Genomic DNA, 16,575 nt, shown 5'->3' with positions numbered 1-16,575 from the left:
AGCTTCTCCCGGATACCGTCCAGATCAACGAAGCGATCCACCGCCCGCAACAGGTGGTTCTGGGGAACATGGTCTTCCAGCCTGAAGCTGTAAAACAGCGCCTCCTGCATCACCGTCCGATCACCCATCATGAGCCTGTCTCCTAACGACAGGATCAGTGAATCAGGACCGCGCAATTACTGCAAGCCCGGCTTTTTCAACACTATCGGCCAATCCCAGACACCCGCCTCCCGCCTGCGGGAGGGGAGAAACGACGTCCGCCTGCCACCCGAAACCGCCAGTCAGATGGACCGGGCTTCGCGGACCACCAGCACGGGCACGCCATCGCGCACCGGGAAGGCCAGGCCCGCCGCGTCCGACACCAGTTCGCTTCGTTCCGCGTCCCAGCGCAGCGGCGTCCGCGTCACCGGGCATGCCAGCTTGGCCAGCAAGGCAGGATCGGGGGCGCCACTCATTGTCCCACTCGCTGGCCCGCTCATTGCATGGTCGCGCCGCCGTTGCGCTCGATGCGCCCGACGATCTGCATGAGCTGGATGATCCGGTCGCTCCGGTCGCCCAGCGTATCGGCCTCCAGCAGGGTCTGCTTGGCGGCGGGGTCGAAGGGAGCGATCTGCGCGATGCCGTTGACCAGCGCCATATCGTCCAGCCGCGACACCGCCGTCCAGTCCACCACATAGCCCAGCGCTTCGGCGAAACGCCGCGATTCCAGCTCCAGCGCCGCGCGTTCGACGGCGGAGAGGATCTCATCCTCCTGCGCCATCGGCTCCACGTCCGCCTCGATCTGGCGAAAGGCGGTCGGCACGTCCAGTTCCCGCACCACGCGAAACCGCGCCAGCCCCCTGAGGACGATATTGAACCGCCCATCCTCCAGCGCCTCGATATGGGTGATGTGGCCCAGGCACCCCATGTCGAAGAGCGCCGGTTTCTCCCCCTCCTCGCGCGGCTGGATCATGCCGATCCGCCGGTCCCGCGCCACCGCGTCGTGGATCAGCGCCTTGTAGCGCGGCTCGAAAATATGGAGCGGCAACTCCATCCCCGGCAGCAGCAGGGCGCCCGACAGGGGAAAGATGGACACGCGCGCCATCGCGGGGATCAGGAAAAGAGGATTTGCGAAAGCCTGCGCCGCTGCGCCGCCACCCAGGGGTCTTCCAGCCCCGTCGCCTCGAACAGCTTGATGAGCTGCGCCCGCGCCGCGCCATCGTTCCAGGCCCGGTCGCGCCGCACGCTTTCCAGCAACTGTTCGGCCGCGCCGTCCCGGTCGCCATTGGCCATAAGGCCGTTGGCGAGTTCGAAGCGCGCCTCATGATCGTCGGGATCGGCCGCGACCTTCGCCGCGATACCGGAAAGGTCCGCCACCGGCTTCGCGTCCCGCTTGAGCGCGATCGCAGCCCGCGCCCGCTCGATCGCCTGATCCTTCGCCACGTCGGCGGGCAGCGCCGCCAGCACCGCCTCCGCCTTGTCAAGTTGCCCCAGCGCCGCCAGCGCCCGCGCCTCGCCCGAAGCGACCTCCGCATTGTCCTGCACCATCTGGCCGATCTGCTGGAACACGGAAAGCGCGCGTTCCGCCTCGCCACCGGCCAGCAGTTCCTCGCCCATGGCGATCAGCGGGGCGATTTCCTGCAACTGGGCCTTTTCATCGGATTCGATCGGCAACTGGGCCAGCAACTGGTCGAGATATTGCTTGAGCTGCCCTTCGGTGCGCGCCTGGCTGAGATCAGCGACCGGCTGGCCCTGGAACACGGCATAGACGGTCGGGATCGACTGGACGCGGAACTGCGCCGCGATGAACTTGTCCTCATCGACATTGATCTTGACCAGCTTCACGCCCTTGGGCGCATAGTCGGCGCAGACCTTCTCGATCACCGGCGCCAGCTGCTTGCAGGGGCCGCACCATTCGGCCCAGAAGTCGACGATCACCAGGCTCGTGCGCGACGGGTCCACCACATCCCGGCGGAAAGCCTCCACCGATGCCTTGTCGGCCTCGCTCAATCCCAGGGTCGCCACTTCAAAATCTCCTGCTGCCTGTGCGGTCACTCGCCGCCTCCATACAGCGCCTTATGTGGGGCGTCACCCCATTGGAACAAGGCCGGTGGAAAAGCGTACGATTGTAGCGGCTTGCGGCCCGATTGCATCAGGTCGCGCGTTCCAGTTCCCTGACTTGCCGTGATTCCTAGAGGAAATATTTGACCCGGATGTCCTGCTGCACCGCAGCGCCCGCCACGGCGAACTGCGCGGATTTGAAGCTGGGCGCGCCGAAGCGGATCGCGGGATTGCGCGAAAAGCCCACCCCTTCGCGCGGGATGCCAGCGAACGTGTCCAGCTTTCCATTGCCATTCTCATCATGGACGATGGCGATCGCATAGGTTCCGGGCGCCATCGCGCCCAGCGCGATCGTCCCCGCCTTCACCGGCACCGCGAAATGCCGCTTTTCGGGATCATGGGTGCAATCGGGGAAATAGCGCGGCGACCGGGTGACGCAGATCAGGACATTGCCCTTCGCCGACCGCAGGCCCCGCACCTCCATGCTGAGCGGCTGTGCCAGATCGGCCGGGGCCGCGCCCATCAACAGCGTCATCAGCATCACCGATCCCGTCTTCACGCCGCCTCCCTGAATCTGCCCAAACCCCTGTCCGTCCCGCAAAGCCGGTCCCAGACGCGGAAATAAAGCCCATAGTTGCAGGCATATTGCTCATGATGCCGCTGGTGATGGCTGGCGGTGATCAGCCAGCGTCCCACCGGTCCCTTCACGAGCCAGGGCGGAAACATCTCCCACCCCATATGGTTGCCGACGCCCATCACGGTCATGATCGTCAGCACCGCGCCCAGCGCAGCGACATGGATGGGGATGAGGAAGACCAGCGCCGGGATGACGACCGCGCCGGTCAGCGCTTCCCAGGGGTGGAAGCTCATCGCCGCCCAGGCCGTGGGCGGGCGGCTGGCATGGTGCACGGCATGGGCGATGCGGAAAAGCCGGGGCCGGTGCATCCAGCGATGCGTCCAGTAGAACCAGGCGTCATGCGCGGCGAGATAGAGCAGCACCGAGACCGGCAGATACCAGAGCGGAAAGGCGTGGACGTCGGCATAGACCCGCGTCCACCCACGCGCCTGCCATCCCCATGCGACCACGCCCGCCGGAATCCCGTAGATCAGCGCGGACGCCAGCGACCAGCCGATTTCGCGGCGAATCTGCCGGTCCAGACCGCGATAGAGGCCGGGCTGGCGCAGCCGCGTCGCCCAGGCGAAGCCCCCGCTGGTCAGCAGATAGCGCACCGCGACGATCAGGCTCATCGCCAAGGCGGACAGGATGACGGCTGCGACCATGGCGGGACTATAGCAGCCCTGCGCCGAAGGTCACGTTCTGGGTCTGGCCTGCCGGTAACTTCCCAGCATCCGCACCCATTTGGTGTGGAATTCCAGTTCCGCCAGCGCGCGATCGACCGCCGGATCGCCGGGCATTCCCTCTATATCGCAATAAAATTCCGTCGCGGCGAAGCTGGCGCCGCGCTGGTAGCTCTCCAGCTTGGTCATGTTGACGCCATTGGTCGCGAAACCGCCCATCGCCTTGTAGAGCGCGGCGGGGATATTCTTCACCTCGAACAGGAAGGTGGTCATCACCAGTCCCACGCCCGCCGTCGGCATCTTCGGCTCGCGCGAGAGGACCAGGAAGCGGGTCATATTGTCGTCGCTGTCCTCGATATTCTCCGCCACCAGCCGCAGGCCATAAAGTTCCGCCGCCAGATAGGGGGCGATCGCCCCCTCGCCCGCCACCTGGGTTTCCGCGACCAGCGCCGCCGCGCCCGCCGTATCGGCATAGCTGACCGGCTGGATGCCGCGATCGCGCAGATAATGGCGGCACTGGCCCAGCGCCTGGGGGTGGCTGACCGCGCTCTTCACCGGGGCGGTGTCGGGCGCCATCAGGCAGTGCCGGATGCGCAGAAAATATTCGTCGATGATGTGCAGCCCGGATTCGGGCAGCAGGAAATGCATGTCCGCGACCCGTCCGTGCAGGCTGTTCTCGATCGGAATGATCGCCCGCGCGGCTTCGCCGTTCCGCACCGCGTCGATCGCATCCTCGAACGCGAAGCTGGGCAGGGGCAGGCAATCGGGCGCGTAGCCGAGCGCGGCAAGGTGCGAATTGGCGCCCGGCGCGCCCTGGAAGGCGACGGCGCGAGCAGGGTCGGCAGCGGCCTTTGCGGCCATTTCCGCGACAAGGAGGCGGGCGGGGGCGGGGAAGTTTTCCATGGACGAAAAGCGCGCTTATTCACTCCATCGCGCACGCGCAAGCATGCTGTTGGTGCACAAAGCCATGAAAAGCGCGCATGATCGCGTTCAACCCGGCTTGCACGTTCGCGTTTGCGCCATTATGGCAGCGGGCGAGAGGGGACGCGACCACAAGCGCCCAGAACAGAAATCCAGGGGAATCCGAGCGAATGGGCGATCGTTTCAACACCGCTGCCGGTTGGGCTTTGTTCGCGGGTATCATCGCGCTGGGCGGCGCGATTGTCAGTTCCAAATTCTTCCATGAAGAGCGGCCCGAGAAGATGGGCTATGCGATCGAAGGCGTGGAAGCCGAAGGCGCGGGCGCCGCCGCCAGCGGCCCCGGCCTCAACACCCTGCTCGCCAGCGCCGATGTCGCGGCGGGCGAGAAGGTGTTTGCCAAGTGCGCGGCCTGCCACACCGCCAATCAGGGCGGCGCCAACGGCATCGGTCCCAATCTCTACGCCACGGTGGGCGAAGCGATCGGCCAGGGCAAGGGCGGCTTCGCTTTCTCCGAAGCGCTCAAGAGCAAGGGCGGCAACTGGACCTTCGAGGCGCTGGATCACTGGCTGACCTCGCCGCGTGAATTCGCGCCGGGCACCAAGATGACCTTTGCTGGCCTGGGCAATCCGGTCGACCGCGCGAACGTCATCGCCTGGCTGAACGCTCAGGGGTCGAACCTGCCGCTGCCCGCCGCCGACGCCGCGCCCGCCGCAGGGGGCGACAATGCCGCACCGACCACAGCCGCCAATGCGGCAAGCAACGCCGCCGCACCGGCGGAAAAGGCCCCGGGCAAGTAAGCGCTGGCCGACGATCCCGTCCGGATCGAGGATTTGACGGGCGCGGCACTGGTTGCCGCGCTCGACGCGCTGGCGGACCTGCGCATCACCGTGTTTCGGGCCTTTCCCTATCTTTATGACGGGGATCGCGGCTATGAGCGCGATTATCTCGCCGCCTATGCGCAAAGTCCGGGTGCGCTGGTCGTAGGCGCCTTCGCCGGGCCGGAGGGAGCCGAACGCCTGGTCGGGGCCGCCACCGCCGCGCCCATGGCGGATCATGCCGCCGAATTTGCCGCCCCCTTCCGGGAGCGCGGCATGGACATCGGCCGGATCTATTATTTCGGCGAATCGGTCCTCCTGCCCGGCTGGCGCGGCCGGGGCATCGGCCATGCCTTTTTCGACCGGCGCGAGGCGAAGGCGGGCGAACTGGGCTTTGCCATGGCGAGCTTCTGCGCGGTCGTCCGGCCGCCGGACCATCCGGCACGACCCGCCGGCTACTCGCCGCTCGATCCCTTCTGGCGCGGCAGGGGTTTTGCGCCGGTCGGGGGGCTGGTCGGCCAGTTCCGCTGGAAGGAATGGGGCGAGGATGGGGAAACCAGCCATCCCATGCAATTCTGGGTCAAATCGCTGGCGGGCGATTCGCCGTCCATCTGAGCCTCGCCGTTCGGTCCTCTTTTTGTTTGGAAATGCGTCTTTGGCGCTTCTCGGCACCGGCCCTCTCCCCCACCCGGCCATCCATAGAATACTACCGTTGGGTGGCCGGGTGGGGGAGAGGGCCGGTGCCGCCTCGAAATGCGCCCTTCCGCGCATTTCCAGACAAACTTTCAGGACGCGATCGACCGCGGCAAGGCGCGCAGCTTTGCCATATCGACCGTCTGGGTAAATTCCACGCCCATACGGTCTTCCTTAGACCAGCGGGCCACCGCGTTGACGGTTTGGCTATCCCCCAGTTCGATGGCGAACAGCGTCCCTTCCGGCACGTTCCACAGCCCCTCCAACTGCGCCCCGGTGGAGGAGATGTTGCGGATGCGGCCGGTATAGACATGGCCGTCATGGTGCACGGCGACCGTGCGCAACATGGTCTTGCGTTCCGGCCTGCTCGACTGGAAGCCCTGCGGCAGGATGATGCCCCGCTGCCCGTGCTGCTGGACCAGCACATCGGCCGCGGGCAAGGGCCGGCCATAGACATAGCCCTGTATATGGCTGCACCCCAGTTGGCGGATCAGGTCCAGCTCATCCTGGGTTTCGGCGCCTTCCGCCGTGGTGTCCATGCCCAGCGCTTCGGCCAGGCTGACGATCGCCTTGATGATGGCGCTGTTGCGGCTGCCCTTGATCGCGGCGCCACGCACGAAGCTCTGGTCGATCTTGATCTTGTCGAAGGGCGCCTTCTTCAGATAGCCGAGCGAACTGTAGCCGGTGCCGAAATCGTCGAGCGCCAGGCGCACGCCCAGCCCCTTGAGCCGCGAGAACATCGATTCGGTGCCGTCGTCATCGTTCAGGAACACGCTTTCGGTGATTTCCAGTTCCAGCCGTTCGGGCGCCAGCCCGGCGGACGCCAGCGCGTTCATGACGGTGGAGGGCAGGCCCGGATTGGCGAACTGGATGGGCGAGACGTTGACCGCCACCCGCACGCCGTCGGCCCATTGCGCGGCATCATGGCAGGCCGTCCGCAGCACCCAGTCGCCGATCGGGCCGATCAGGCCGCTATCCTCCGCGATCGGCACGAACAGGGCCGGCGAAATGGAGCCGCGGATCGGATGATTCCAACGCAGCAGCGCTTCATAGCCGGTAATCTGCTCCGTCTGGGAAGAGACCACCGGCTGATAGACAAGGTGCAGGCCATCCTTGACCAGCGCCTTGCGCAGATCCTCTTCCAGTTGCCGGCGGTCCTCGGCATCGGCGTGCATTTCCGGCGAATAGAAACGATAGATGCCGCGTCCGTCGCCCTTGGCCGCATAGAGCGCAAGGTCGGCGTTGCGGATCAGCGCTTCCGCCGTGACGCCGTCCTGCGGGCAGAAGCTGATGCCGATCGACACGCCGATGACGACGGCCGTTCCCTCGATCGTATAGGGTTGCGACACATCGGCGATGATCGCCCGCGCCAGATGATCGAGCATGATCTTGTCCGCCCGGCCGGGCAGCAATATCTTGAATTCGTCGCCGCCCTGCCGGCCAACCAGCCCCTTGTCGCCGACCACGCGCTGGATGCGCCGGCTGACCTGCCGCAGCAACGCATCGCCCGCCGGATGGCCAAGCGTGTCGTTGACCGTCTTGAAGCGGTCGAGGTCCAGCATCATCAGCGTGCAGTCGCGCGGCTGGCCGCTCGTGCCCGCCACCGCCTGCTCCAGCGAACGCATCATCTGCACGCGGTTGGCCAAGCCGGTCAGCGAATCATATTGCGCCAGCCGGTTCACCTCCGCCTGGCTGCGGCGCATTTCGGTGAGATCGGTGCCGGACCCCCGGAAGCCGTGGAACTGGCCATATTCGTTGAACACCGGCTGGCCGGAAATCGACCACCAGCGTTCGTCCTTCGCCATGGCGGCACGAACCGCGATATCGGCAAAGCCCGTGCGCGCCGACAGGTGGAAGCCGAGCGTCCGTTCGCCGTCCCCTTCCTGGCGGTCACCAGGGCGGACGATTTCGGTGATGGGGCGCCCGATCAGCGTTTCGTCGCGCAGGTCGAGCGTGCGGGCCAGCGTGTCGGAAATATAGACGATGCAGCCATGCCGGTCGGTTTCCCAGAACCAGCCGCGGCCCGACCGTTCATATTCGTGCAGCAACCGGTCGGATCGCTGGGCGCGCAGGTCGCGCCGATGGAAGGCGATGGCCCGGTTCATGTCGTGCGCCGCCTGCCGCAGCGCCGCGACCATCAGCACCGCGATGCAACTGAAAAGCAGGCCGACCTGCGCGAAATCCGCGCCTTGCACCAGCGATGCGACCAACAGGCCCAGAAAATAGCTTACCCCCAGCAGCCGCCGGTCGCCGAAGATCGACACCGCCATCAATGCCACCGCCAGTTCGGCCGCCAGATTGCGCGACAGCGCGCCGCCGATCAGGGAAGGCCCCAGCATCAGGCTGAAAGCCAGGCCCGACAGCAGCACCAGGGGCAGTATCAGCCATTTCTGGTGATGCGGCCGAAGACGCTGGAAACGCGCGCCGCGCGGCGCCACGATGGCGATGCCGTCGACCAGCAGCATGACGGACAGGGCAACGGCATGGCCGATATTGTCGCGTTCGTAAAAGGGGACGTGCAGCAATGCGGTGATGCAGAGCTTGCCCAGCAGGACCAGCGGCCAGAGCCTTGCGATATGGACGAACGTGCCCGAAACCCAGGATGCGTCGACGTCCGTCCCGCCTTCGCCAAGGCCGAGAGCCACGATCAGGTCAGTCCGCCTGGACTGGAACGCCTCCAGATTCGTCCGCAGGGAAGTCATGCTCCCCCGCGTAACGATAAGATGTTGAAAGAAGCTTACCCTGAAGGAAGCTATACCCGCATCGGCATCAGCACATAGAGCGCCGGGCTACGGTCATTTTCGCGGATCAGCGTCGGCGCGGCGGCGTCGGCCAGATGCAGTTCCACCGCCTCGCTGTCGATCTGGCCCAATATGTCGAGCAGATAGCGGGCGTTGAAGCCGATATCGAAGCCTTCCCCCTGGAACGCACCGGGCACCTCTTCAGCTGCCGTGCCGTTTTCGGGGCTGGTGACGGACAGGGTGATCTTGTCGCGATCCAGCGTCATCTTGACCGCGCGGGTCTTTTCCGTAGCGATGGTGGCGACGCGGTCCACGCCTTCCTCGAAGCTGCGCGGATCGATCTTGAGCAGCTTGTCGTTGGCGGTCGGAATGACCCGGCTGTAATCGGGGAAGGTGCCGTCGATCAGCTTGCTGGTCAGGATCGCGCTGCCCAGGCCGAAGCGGATCTTGCTGGCCGACAGGCTGATCTGGACCGAGCCTTCCACCTCGTCGAGCAGCTTGCGCAGTTCGCCGATGCACTTGCGGGGCACGATGATGCCAGGCATGCCGTCGGCGCCGTCCGGACGGGGCACGGTGACGCGGGCGAGGCGGTGGCCGTCGGTCGCGGCCGCCTTCAGCACCGGCTGGCCGTCATCGGAAACATGGAAATAGATGCCGTTCAGATAATAGCGCGTCTCTTCGGTCGAGATGGCGAAACGCGTCTTGTCGATAATCTGCTTCAGCGTCTCGGCCGGCAGTTCGAAGCTGGTCGGCAGGTCGCCTTCCGCGATCACCGGGAAGTCGTCGCGCGGCAGGGTCGACAGGTTGAAGCGGGCACGGCCCGCCTGAATCAGCATCTTGCCCTCGGCGGCATGGAGCGACACCTGGCTGCCTTCGGGCAGCTTGCGGGCGATATCGAACAGGGTGTGCGCGGAAATGGTGGTGGCGCCGGGCTGTTCGACCTGCGCCGAGACGCTCTCGACGATCTGGAGGTCGAGGTCGGTCGCCATCAGCTTGATCGCGCCGTCGGCCGACGCTTCGATCAGCACGTTGGACAGGATCGGAATCGTGTTGCGCCGCTCGACCACCGACTGGACGTGGCTGAGGCTCTTGAGGAGCGTTGCGCGTTCGATGGTGGCCTTCATGTCCCTGTTCTGTCCGTTTCTTTTTTCGCCAAAGCCCGAAATCGGTCGAATCCGGGCGACAATGATGGATGGTCCTTCATAACCGCTGTGACGGCCCCTGCAAGCGCTCGCTGATCGTTTCGCTGGTCAAAGGGTTGCAAAAGGGAACAGCTTGGGCTTTGCCGGGGATGTGAAACTTCTCCGGTCCCTTGCCCTGCCGATGCTTGCGTTCGGTGCGTTGTCCGGAACGGGGGCGCTGGCGCGTGACTCGCTGGGCGTTTTCGAAGCCTGGGGGGCCTTTCGCGATCCGGCTGCTCCGCGCTGCTATGCCATCGCCATGCCGGTGACGGCGAGATCGGAAGGCTTCGCCGCCGTCGGGAGCTGGCCGCGCCAGCAGGTGCGCGGGCAGGTGCATTTCCGCCTGAGCCGGATGCGGGCGAGCGACGCGGCGGTGATCCTGAACGTGGGCGACCGGCGCTTCACGCTGGTGGCGGGCCAGGTCGACGCCTGGGCACCCGACGCGCGGACCGATGCGGCGATCGTCGCGACGATGCGATCGGCCACCAGCATGAGCGTGCAGACCCGCGATGCGCGCGGGCGGGGGTTTGCGGATACCTATGCGTTGCGCGGGGCGGCTACGGCGATCGACGCGGCGGCGCTGGGGTGTGCGAGATTGCACTGAGGCGCCGCCCTTCCAAAATCCCCCAAAATCGGCTATGGGCGCGGCCATGCAGTCAGCCGCCACCCCCTTGATGCCGATTCCCGGCGCTATCGATCCTGTGCCCGTGCCGCGCGCGGTGACGCCCCGTGAGGATGGGCGCGTCGACCTGATGGGCCTGTCGCGCCCGCAGATCAAGGGCGTGCTGGAGGAAGCCGGGCTTGACCAGAAGCAGGCGAAGCTGCGGTCCAAGCAGTTGTTCCACTGGCTCTATCATCGCGGCGAAACCGATTTCGACGCCATGACCGACCTGGCCAAGCCGATGCGCGGCTGGATGGCGGAGCGCTTCGTCGTCGGACGGCCCGAAGTGGTCGAGGCGCAGGTGTCGAGCGACGGCACGCGCAAATGGCTGCTGCGGTCGGACGACGGGCAGGATTATGAGATGGTGTTCATTCCGGATGCCGACCGGGGAACGCTGTGCGTGTCAAGCCAGGTGGGCTGCACGCTCAATTGCCGTTTCTGCCATACCGGCACGATGCGGCTGGTGCGCAACCTGACGCCCGGCGAGATCGTGGGGCAGGTGATGCTGGCCCGCGACGCGCTGGGCGAATGGCCGCGCGGCAACATGGCGTCGGCCAATGACGACGAGGCGGACGACGCCGCGCAATACACCACCGACGGGCGCATGCTGACCAACATCGTGATGATGGGCATGGGCGAGCCGCTCTATAATTTCGACCATGTGCGCGATGCGCTGAAGGTCGTGATGGACGGCGACGGCCTGGCCCTGTCGAAGCGGCGGATCACCCTGTCGACGTCCGGCGTGGTGCCGATGATGGCGCGCGCGGGCGAAGAGATCGGCGTGAACCTTGCCGTGTCGCTCCATGCCGTGACCAAGGATGTGCGCGACGAACTGGTGCCGCTGAACAAGAAGTACGGCATCGAGCAGCTGTTGCAGGCCTGCGCCGATTATCCGAGCGCGAACAATGCCCGGCGCATCACCTTCGAATATGTGATGATCCGGGACAAGAATGACAGCGACGAGGATGCGCGCGAGCTGGTGCGGCTGATCCGCCAGTACAAGCTACCCGCCAAGGTCAATCTGATCCCGTTCAACCCCTGGCCGGGCACCGATTATGAATGTTCGACGCCGGAGCGGATTCGCGCCTTCAGCAACATCGTGTTCGAGGGCGGGATCAGCGCGCCGGTGCGCACGCCGCGCGGGCGGGACATCATGGCCGCCTGCGGACAGCTGAAGTCCGCAAGCGAGAAGAAGAGCCGGGCGGAGCTGGATCGGCTGGCGGCGGAGAAGCAAGCCGCGCTCGGATAGAGCGGGGTTGATTTGGTGCGCCCAGCATGGCGCAAGACGAGAACCCCGCCCGGAACGGCGGGGTTTTTCTTGGCCCTTCGTCCGGGCGGCATGAAAGGGTGAATGAGAATGACGGACGAAGAGATCGAACGGATTGCCCTGGGCTTTTGCGCGCGGACGCTGCCCAAGGAGGAATGGACGCATATGGCCCATTTCTCGACGGCCTTGTGGCTGATGCTGCGGCGGCCCGATCTGGTGCCCGAGCGCGACATGCCGGGGATGATCGCCGCCTATAATGAGAGCGTCGGCGGGGTGAACAGCGACATGTCCGGCTATCATGAGACGATCACCCAGGCGTCCTTGCGCGCGGCGCGGGCGGTGCTGGCAGGTTTGGCCGACGGCGCGACGCCGGGGGAAGCCTTTGCAGCGTTGATGGCGTCGCCCATGGCCGACAAGGACTGGCTGCTGGCCTATTGGTCGCGGGAGCGGCTGATGTCGACCGAGGCGCGCCGTGGATGGGTGGAACCGGACCTCAAGCCCCTGCCCTGGGCATAGAAAAACTGGGCATGGAAAAAGGGCGGCCCCGCGAGGGACCGCCCTTCCCCTGTTCTATCCGAGAGGGATTAGAAACGGAAGCCGATGCCGACCACGCCGGCGTCACGGCCGCCGATGTTGGCTTCATATTCGCTACGCTGATATTCAGCCGAGATGTAGGTGTTGCCGGTCACGGCGAATTCCACGCCGCCGCCGTAACGCACGCCTTCAAACGCCGCGCCAGCGCCGCCGAAGTCGATGCGGGTGTTGGCATAGCCGACCTTGGCGAAAGCCAGGGCGCGCGGCGTCACGATGTAGCCCAGACGAACCGATGCGGCGAGGTCACGGCTGATTTCCGAACCAGTAGCCACACCGTTGCCGCTGGTGGTGGTATCGCTGAACGACACTTCCGGACCGAAGGTGATGTTCGGGGTGACGGCCAGGTCGTAACCGGTGCTGACGCCGTAGCTGAAGCCGTCCTTGCCGCTGAACTTGTCATAGCCCAGCAGAACGCCCGCGCGCGGACCGGTGAAGGGCGCAGCGTCCTGAGCGAAAGCGGGAGCGGAAACGGCGGCAGCAGCAAGTGCTGCGAAAATCACAGTCTTCATAAAGTCCTCATATTCTGAGTAACGCCCATGCCAATGAACATGGCTGACGTTTTCTGTTCTGTTACGGGAGGTGTTACGATTTTATATTGTCATCACCTTTTGGAACACTGATTCAAATCAGAATTCCGCCCGTCCTGCGTGCAGCGATATTTTTCGCTGACGGCGCGCATATGTAATCTGATTGTCATAGTTGCAATATGGATATGAACTTTATGGAATGATGATGTTTTTTCGCAACAGTGCCGTTCATGCAAAAAGGGCGGCCCCATTCAGGACCGCCCTTCTTATTTTAACAAAGGATCGCGTTAGAAGCGGAAGCCGACGCCAACGACGCCTGCGTCACGGCCGCCAAAATTCGCTTCATATTCGGTGCGCTGATATTCAGCCGAGATATAGGTGCGCGGGGTCACCGAATATTCCAGACCGCCGCCATAACGCACGCCTTCCAGCGAGTAGTTGCCGCCGGCCGTCGGCTCGAAGCGGGTGTTGGCATAGCCGACCTTGCCGAACGCCAGCACCTTGGGCGTCACGACATAGCCCAGGCGCACCGAAGCGGCGAGGTCACGGCTGACATCCGTGGTCGCGCTGTCGGTGGTGGCGTCGCCGAAGGACACTTCCGGACCGAAGGTGACGCGCGGGGTGACGGCCAGGTCATAGCCGGCGGTGCCGCCATAGCTGAAGCCCTTGTCGCCCTGAATCTTGTCAAAGCCCATGGTGACGCCCGCACGCGGACCAGTAAAAGGCGCAGCGTCCTGAGCAAAAGCCGGAACAGAAACGGAGACAGCAGCAATCGCTGCGAAAATCGCAGTCTTCATGATATTCCTCATAGCTTATTCGATACCCTGAACGGGGTGAGGCTTATCTATTTACTCATCCGGTTTTTAAAAGAGACTGATCTTTAAAAAATTTCCAGCCCATTCTCTCTTGAAATATCGGGATATCGATCCATACGAACTTAAACTGCCCGCAGCTTCACTTCACGTCGGGCCGGGTGCTTATGGACCCGCAAGCTGGCTCCCACATGAACGGAAACATGAAATTGCGTTCACCCGTGTAACGGCTCCGTAATTTTTGACCTCTGTGGTGCAGAAGAGTAACAGTCCCCTATGGATAGCGCGCCCTGGCAAGCTCGATCGGTGCCGCGTCACAGGCTGGCGACGCGGCTGTGGCACTGGCTGAATGCGTTGCTGCTCTATGTGCTGTTCACCAGCGGGCTGGGCATCTTCAACGCGCATCCGCGGCTTTACTGGGGGCAATATGGCGCGAATTTCGACCATCCCTGGCTGAGGCTGGAGCGGTTCGGAAGCTGGATCACCCTGCCCGCCCATTATAATCTGGCGATGTCGCGCCACTGGCATCTGACAGCCGCGCCGATCCTGGCCTTTGCGCTGCTATTCTACATGGTCTGGAGCCTTTTCGGCCATTTCGGGCGCGACCTTGCCTTTCGCCGGGGCGAACTGGCGCCGCGCCATGTCTGGCAGGATATCAGGGATCACGCCCGGCTGCGCTTCCCGTCCGGGGAGGCGGCGCTGCGTTATAATGTCCTGCAGAAGGCGAGCTATAACGGCGTCCTTTTCATCTTGTTGCCGCTGGTGATCCTGACCGGCCTCACCATGTCGCCGGGCATGAATGCGGCCTGGCCCTGGCTGGCGGAGATGTTCGGCGGGCGGCAGTCGGCACGGTCGATCCACTTCATCGCCGCTTTCGCCTTGGCGGGCTTCTTTCTGGTGCACATCCTCATGGTGGTCCTGGCCGGGCCGGTGAACGAGATCGGGTCGATGATCACCGGGCGCTACAAGGTGCCGGAGGCGCGGCCATGATCCTGCATCGCAGGGCGCTGATATTGGGCGCGGCCGCGACGCTGGCGGGCTGCGATCGGCTGGCGAAGAATGCGACGGTGCGGGAAACATTGTTCTCCGCCGAGAATTTCCACAAATGGGCGCAGCGCAGCCTGATGGCGCGCGATGCGCTGGCGCATGAATTCCGGCCCGACCAGATTTCCCCCTTCTTCCGCCCCAACGGCACCGCCAATCCCAATACGCCCGAATATAAGACGCTGTGGCGCAACGGCTTTGCCGACTGGCGGCTGAAAGTCGGCGGACTGGTCGATCGCCCCATGTCGCTGTCGCTGGCGCAACTGCACGGCTTCCGCCATCGCGAGCAGATCACGCGCCATGACTGTGTCGAGGGGTGGAGCGCGATCGGCCGATGGCGGGGCGTGCCGTTGAAGCAGGTTCTGGACGCGGCCCGGCTACGGGATGGTGCGCGCTACATCGTCTTCCACTGTGCCGACGATATGGGCGGCGGCAAAGGCTATTATGAGAGCATCGACCTGACTGACGCCTTCCACCCGCAGACCATCCTGGCCTTCGCCCTCAACGGCGAGCCGCTGCGGGTGGCCAATGGCGCGCCCCTGCGTCTGCGGGTGGAGCGGCAGCTTGGCTACAAGCAGGCGAAATATCTGATGGCCATCGAGGCGGTCGCCAGCCTCGAGAGCGTGGGCGGCGGGAAGGGCGGCTTTTGGGAGGACCATGCCGGCTATGACTGGTATGCGGGAATTTGACGCAGGCGAAGCGACCTGACAGGTTAAGTCCATGAAAATCTTCGATCGGGTCATCAAACGGCTGGTCACGCGCGGCCAGCTCTCCATTTTCTACCATGACGGCAAGAAGATCATAGCCGGTACGCCGGAGCCGGGCTTCCCCGAGCTGGCGCTGAAATTCCACGATGGGCGGGTGCCGTTCGACATCATCAAGGATCCGCGCCTGGGCATGGCGGAAGCCTATATCGACGGCCGCGTCACGATCGAGGGCGGGGGGATCATGGAACTGATCTCGCTCATCCGCATGAACAACGCCTGGGAAAGCGGCAGGTCGATCAGCGACCTGGGCTCGATCAAGCGCGGCATCAAGTCGATCCGGCGAAGGCTGTGGGCGGCCAATCACCGGGCGCGGTCCAAGGCCAATGTCGCCCATCATTACGACCTTTCAGGGGCGCTCTATGCGCTCTTCCTCGATCGCGACCGGCAATATAGCTGCGCCTATTTCCCCGACGCCGACAATGAGACCGGCATCAGCCTGGAACAGGCGCAGGAGGACAAGAAGGCGCATATCGCCGCCAAGCTGCACCTGGAACCCGGCATGAAGGTGCTGGACATCGGCTGCGGCTGGGGCGGGATGGCGCTGTATCTGCATCGCACCTGCGGCGTGGACGTCACCGGCATCACCTTGTCGGAAGAACAGCTGAAGGTCGCGCGCCAGCGGGCGGCGGATGCGGGCGTCGCCGATCATGTGCGTTTCGAGCTGATCGACTATCGCGATGTCGAGGGGCCGTTCGACCGCATCGTGTCGGTCGGCATGTTCGAGCATGTCGGGACCAGGGATTACCGCACCTTCTACAACAAATGCCGCGAATTGCTGACGCCGCAGGGCGTGATGCTGATCCACACCATCGGCCGGGTCGACGGGCCGGGCATCACCGACGCCTTCACCCAGAAATATATCTTCCCCGGCGGCTATATCCCGGCGCTGTCGGAAATGATCCAGGGCAGCGAGGGCACGCGGCTGATGGTGACGGATGTCGAGGTGCTGCGGATGCATTACGGCCTCACCATCCGCGAATGGTACAAGCGGACGCTGGCGCACAAGGCGGATATCGTCGCGCTCTACGACGAGCGATTCTTCCGCCTGTGGACCTTCTATCTCGCCGGTGCCGCGACGGTGTTCGAACATGGCGGCATGGTCAATTATCAGGTCCAATATGTCCGCGACCGCCGCAGCCTGCCGATCACGCGCGATTATATGCTGGAAAAGGAAAGCGCGCTGCGCGGCCGCTGATTCAAGCATGAATATTGG

The 16,575-nt window shown here is 64.4% G+C and carries 18 protein-coding genes; 8 read left to right on the top strand and 10 right to left on the bottom strand.

What is annotated here, in order from left to right:
• Positions 1-281: 281 nt before the first annotated feature.
• The 6 genes from MJ601_RS18310 to MJ601_RS18285 all read right to left on the bottom strand — a co-directional run bounded on the left by MJ601_RS18310 (position 282) and on the right by MJ601_RS18285 (position 4,242).
• Positions 282-455, bottom strand: a complete 174-nt coding sequence (locus tag MJ601_RS18310; protein ID WP_242129080.1) for a Trm112 family protein — start codon at positions 453-455, stop codon at positions 282-284.
• Between the two features lie 20 nt (positions 456-475).
• Positions 476-1,084, bottom strand: a complete 609-nt coding sequence (locus tag MJ601_RS18305; RefSeq protein ID WP_242129077.1) for an LON peptidase substrate-binding domain-containing protein — start codon at positions 1,082-1,084, stop codon at positions 476-478.
• A gap of 8 nt (positions 1,085-1,092) precedes the next feature.
• Entirely contained in the window at positions 1,093-2,004 is a 912-nt protein-coding gene (locus tag MJ601_RS18300; protein WP_242129075.1) for a tetratricopeptide repeat protein, read from the bottom strand.
• Positions 2,005-2,170: 166 nt separating this feature from the next.
• Positions 2,171-2,581, bottom strand: coding sequence for a DUF2141 domain-containing protein (locus MJ601_RS18295; RefSeq protein WP_242129087.1), 411 nt, complete (start codon positions 2,579-2,581; stop codon positions 2,171-2,173).
• Between the two features lie 14 nt (positions 2,582-2,595).
• Positions 2,596-3,321, bottom strand: coding sequence for a sterol desaturase family protein (locus MJ601_RS18290; RefSeq protein WP_242129073.1), 726 nt, complete (start codon positions 3,319-3,321; stop codon positions 2,596-2,598).
• Between the two features lie 30 nt (positions 3,322-3,351).
• On the bottom strand, positions 3,352-4,242 hold the full coding sequence (locus tag MJ601_RS18285) for a prephenate dehydratase (RefSeq protein ID WP_242129071.1): 891 nt from the start codon (positions 4,240-4,242) through the stop codon (positions 3,352-3,354).
• A gap of 188 nt (positions 4,243-4,430) precedes the next feature.
• On the opposite strand from MJ601_RS18285, the gene MJ601_RS18280 reads away from it, so the two are divergent.
• Both MJ601_RS18280 and MJ601_RS18275 read left to right on the top strand, forming a co-directional pair.
• Positions 4,431-5,057 carry a c-type cytochrome gene (locus tag MJ601_RS18280; RefSeq protein WP_242129069.1) on the top strand — a complete coding sequence of 209 codons (627 nt, stop codon included), beginning with the start codon at positions 4,431-4,433 and terminating at the stop codon, positions 5,055-5,057.
• 33 nt (positions 5,058-5,090) lie between these two features.
• Positions 5,091-5,690, top strand: a complete 600-nt coding sequence (locus MJ601_RS18275) for a GNAT family N-acetyltransferase (protein WP_242129067.1) — start codon at positions 5,091-5,093, stop codon at positions 5,688-5,690.
• Between the two features lie 170 nt (positions 5,691-5,860).
• On the opposite strand, the gene MJ601_RS18270 is transcribed toward MJ601_RS18275, so the two are convergent.
• Together MJ601_RS18270 and dnaN are read right to left on the bottom strand one after the other, a co-directional pair.
• Entirely contained in the window at positions 5,861-8,470 is a 2,610-nt protein-coding gene (locus tag MJ601_RS18270) for an EAL domain-containing protein (protein WP_242129065.1), read from the bottom strand.
• Positions 8,471-8,520: 50 nt separating this feature from the next.
• Entirely contained in the window at positions 8,521-9,633 is a 1,113-nt protein-coding gene (dnaN, locus tag MJ601_RS18265) for a DNA polymerase III subunit beta (RefSeq protein ID WP_242129063.1), read from the bottom strand.
• Positions 9,634-9,832: 199 nt separating this feature from the next.
• Between dnaN and MJ601_RS18260 the strand changes: the two genes are divergently transcribed.
• The 3 genes from MJ601_RS18260 (at position 9,833) to MJ601_RS18250 (ending at position 12,134) form a co-directional block, all read left to right on the top strand.
• The gene (locus MJ601_RS18260) at positions 9,833-10,294 is read left to right on the top strand and encodes a hypothetical protein (RefSeq protein WP_242129086.1); all 462 of its coding nucleotides are present in this window, start codon (positions 9,833-9,835) and stop codon (positions 10,292-10,294) included.
• A gap of 46 nt (positions 10,295-10,340) precedes the next feature.
• The gene (rlmN, locus tag MJ601_RS18255) at positions 10,341-11,600 is read left to right on the top strand and encodes a dual-specificity RNA methyltransferase RlmN (RefSeq protein ID WP_242129061.1); all 1,260 of its coding nucleotides are present in this window, start codon (positions 10,341-10,343) and stop codon (positions 11,598-11,600) included.
• A gap of 108 nt (positions 11,601-11,708) precedes the next feature.
• Positions 11,709-12,134, top strand: coding sequence for a hypothetical protein (locus MJ601_RS18250; RefSeq protein ID WP_242129084.1), 426 nt, complete (start codon positions 11,709-11,711; stop codon positions 12,132-12,134).
• Positions 12,135-12,202: 68 nt separating this feature from the next.
• Here MJ601_RS18250 and MJ601_RS18245 read toward each other — a convergent pair whose 3' ends face one another.
• Positions 12,203-12,721, bottom strand: coding sequence for a porin family protein (locus tag MJ601_RS18245; RefSeq protein WP_242129060.1), 519 nt, complete (start codon positions 12,719-12,721; stop codon positions 12,203-12,205).
• A gap of 305 nt (positions 12,722-13,026) precedes the next feature.
• Complete coding sequence (locus MJ601_RS18240) at positions 13,027-13,536, bottom strand: porin family protein (protein WP_242129058.1); 510 nt, start codon at positions 13,534-13,536, stop codon at positions 13,027-13,029.
• A 291-nt stretch (positions 13,537-13,827) separates the two neighbouring features.
• On the opposite strand from MJ601_RS18240, the gene MJ601_RS18235 reads away from it, so the two are divergent.
• Genes MJ601_RS18235 through MJ601_RS18225 form a run of 3 tightly spaced genes read left to right on the top strand, consistent with a single transcriptional unit; the run spans position 13,828 to position 16,557 of the window.
• Positions 13,828-14,541 carry a cytochrome b/b6 domain-containing protein gene (locus tag MJ601_RS18235; protein ID WP_242129055.1) on the top strand — a complete coding sequence of 238 codons (714 nt, stop codon included), beginning with the start codon at positions 13,828-13,830 and terminating at the stop codon, positions 14,539-14,541.
• Positions 14,538-15,284: a molybdopterin-binding protein gene (locus MJ601_RS18230; protein WP_242129053.1), complete on the top strand. Its 747-nt coding sequence runs from the start codon at positions 14,538-14,540 to the stop codon at positions 15,282-15,284. Before MJ601_RS18235 ends, MJ601_RS18230 begins: the two co-directional genes overlap by 4 nt.
• Positions 15,285-15,315: 31 nt before the next feature.
• Complete coding sequence (locus MJ601_RS18225) at positions 15,316-16,557, top strand: SAM-dependent methyltransferase (protein ID WP_242129051.1); 1,242 nt, start codon at positions 15,316-15,318, stop codon at positions 16,555-16,557.
• Positions 16,558-16,575 lie beyond the last annotated feature (18 nt).

It is taken from the genome of Sphingobium trunci, assembly GCF_022664535.1.
Taxonomy (GTDB): domain Bacteria; phylum Pseudomonadota; class Alphaproteobacteria; order Sphingomonadales; family Sphingomonadaceae; genus Sphingobium.
This window is presented reverse-complemented; position numbering and strand designations above follow the sequence as displayed.

Coding starts and splice junctions, on each gene's coding strand:
- MJ601_RS18310 (WP_242129080.1), bottom strand. CDS start 455: ATGAGTGGCGCCCCCGATCCTGCCTTGCTGGCCAAGCTGGCATGCCCG.
- MJ601_RS18305 (WP_242129077.1), bottom strand. CDS start 1,084: ATGGCGCGCGTGTCCATCTTTCCCCTGTCGGGCGCCCTGCTGCTGCCG.
- MJ601_RS18295 (WP_242129087.1), bottom strand. CDS start 2,581: ATGCTGATGACGCTGTTGATGGGCGCGGCCCCGGCCGATCTGGCACAG.
- MJ601_RS18290 (WP_242129073.1), bottom strand. CDS start 3,321: ATGGTCGCAGCCGTCATCCTGTCCGCCTTGGCGATGAGCCTGATCGTC.
- MJ601_RS18285 (WP_242129071.1), bottom strand. CDS start 4,242: ATGGAAAACTTCCCCGCCCCCGCCCGCCTCCTTGTCGCGGAAATGGCC.
- MJ601_RS18280 (WP_242129069.1), top strand. CDS start 4,431: ATGGGCGATCGTTTCAACACCGCTGCCGGTTGGGCTTTGTTCGCGGGT.
- MJ601_RS18270 (WP_242129065.1), bottom strand. CDS start 8,470: ATGACTTCCCTGCGGACGAATCTGGAGGCGTTCCAGTCCAGGCGGACT.
- dnaN (WP_242129063.1), bottom strand. CDS start 9,633: ATGAAGGCCACCATCGAACGCGCAACGCTCCTCAAGAGCCTCAGCCAC.
- MJ601_RS18260 (WP_242129086.1), top strand. CDS start 9,833: ATGCTTGCGTTCGGTGCGTTGTCCGGAACGGGGGCGCTGGCGCGTGAC.
- rlmN (WP_242129061.1), top strand. CDS start 10,341: ATGCAGTCAGCCGCCACCCCCTTGATGCCGATTCCCGGCGCTATCGAT.
- MJ601_RS18250 (WP_242129084.1), top strand. CDS start 11,709: ATGACGGACGAAGAGATCGAACGGATTGCCCTGGGCTTTTGCGCGCGG.
- MJ601_RS18245 (WP_242129060.1), bottom strand. CDS start 12,721: ATGAAGACTGTGATTTTCGCAGCACTTGCTGCTGCCGCCGTTTCCGCT.
- MJ601_RS18240 (WP_242129058.1), bottom strand. CDS start 13,536: ATGAAGACTGCGATTTTCGCAGCGATTGCTGCTGTCTCCGTTTCTGTT.
- MJ601_RS18235 (WP_242129055.1), top strand. CDS start 13,828: ATGGATAGCGCGCCCTGGCAAGCTCGATCGGTGCCGCGTCACAGGCTG.
- MJ601_RS18230 (WP_242129053.1), top strand. CDS start 14,538: ATGATCCTGCATCGCAGGGCGCTGATATTGGGCGCGGCCGCGACGCTG.
- MJ601_RS18225 (WP_242129051.1), top strand. CDS start 15,316: ATGAAAATCTTCGATCGGGTCATCAAACGGCTGGTCACGCGCGGCCAG.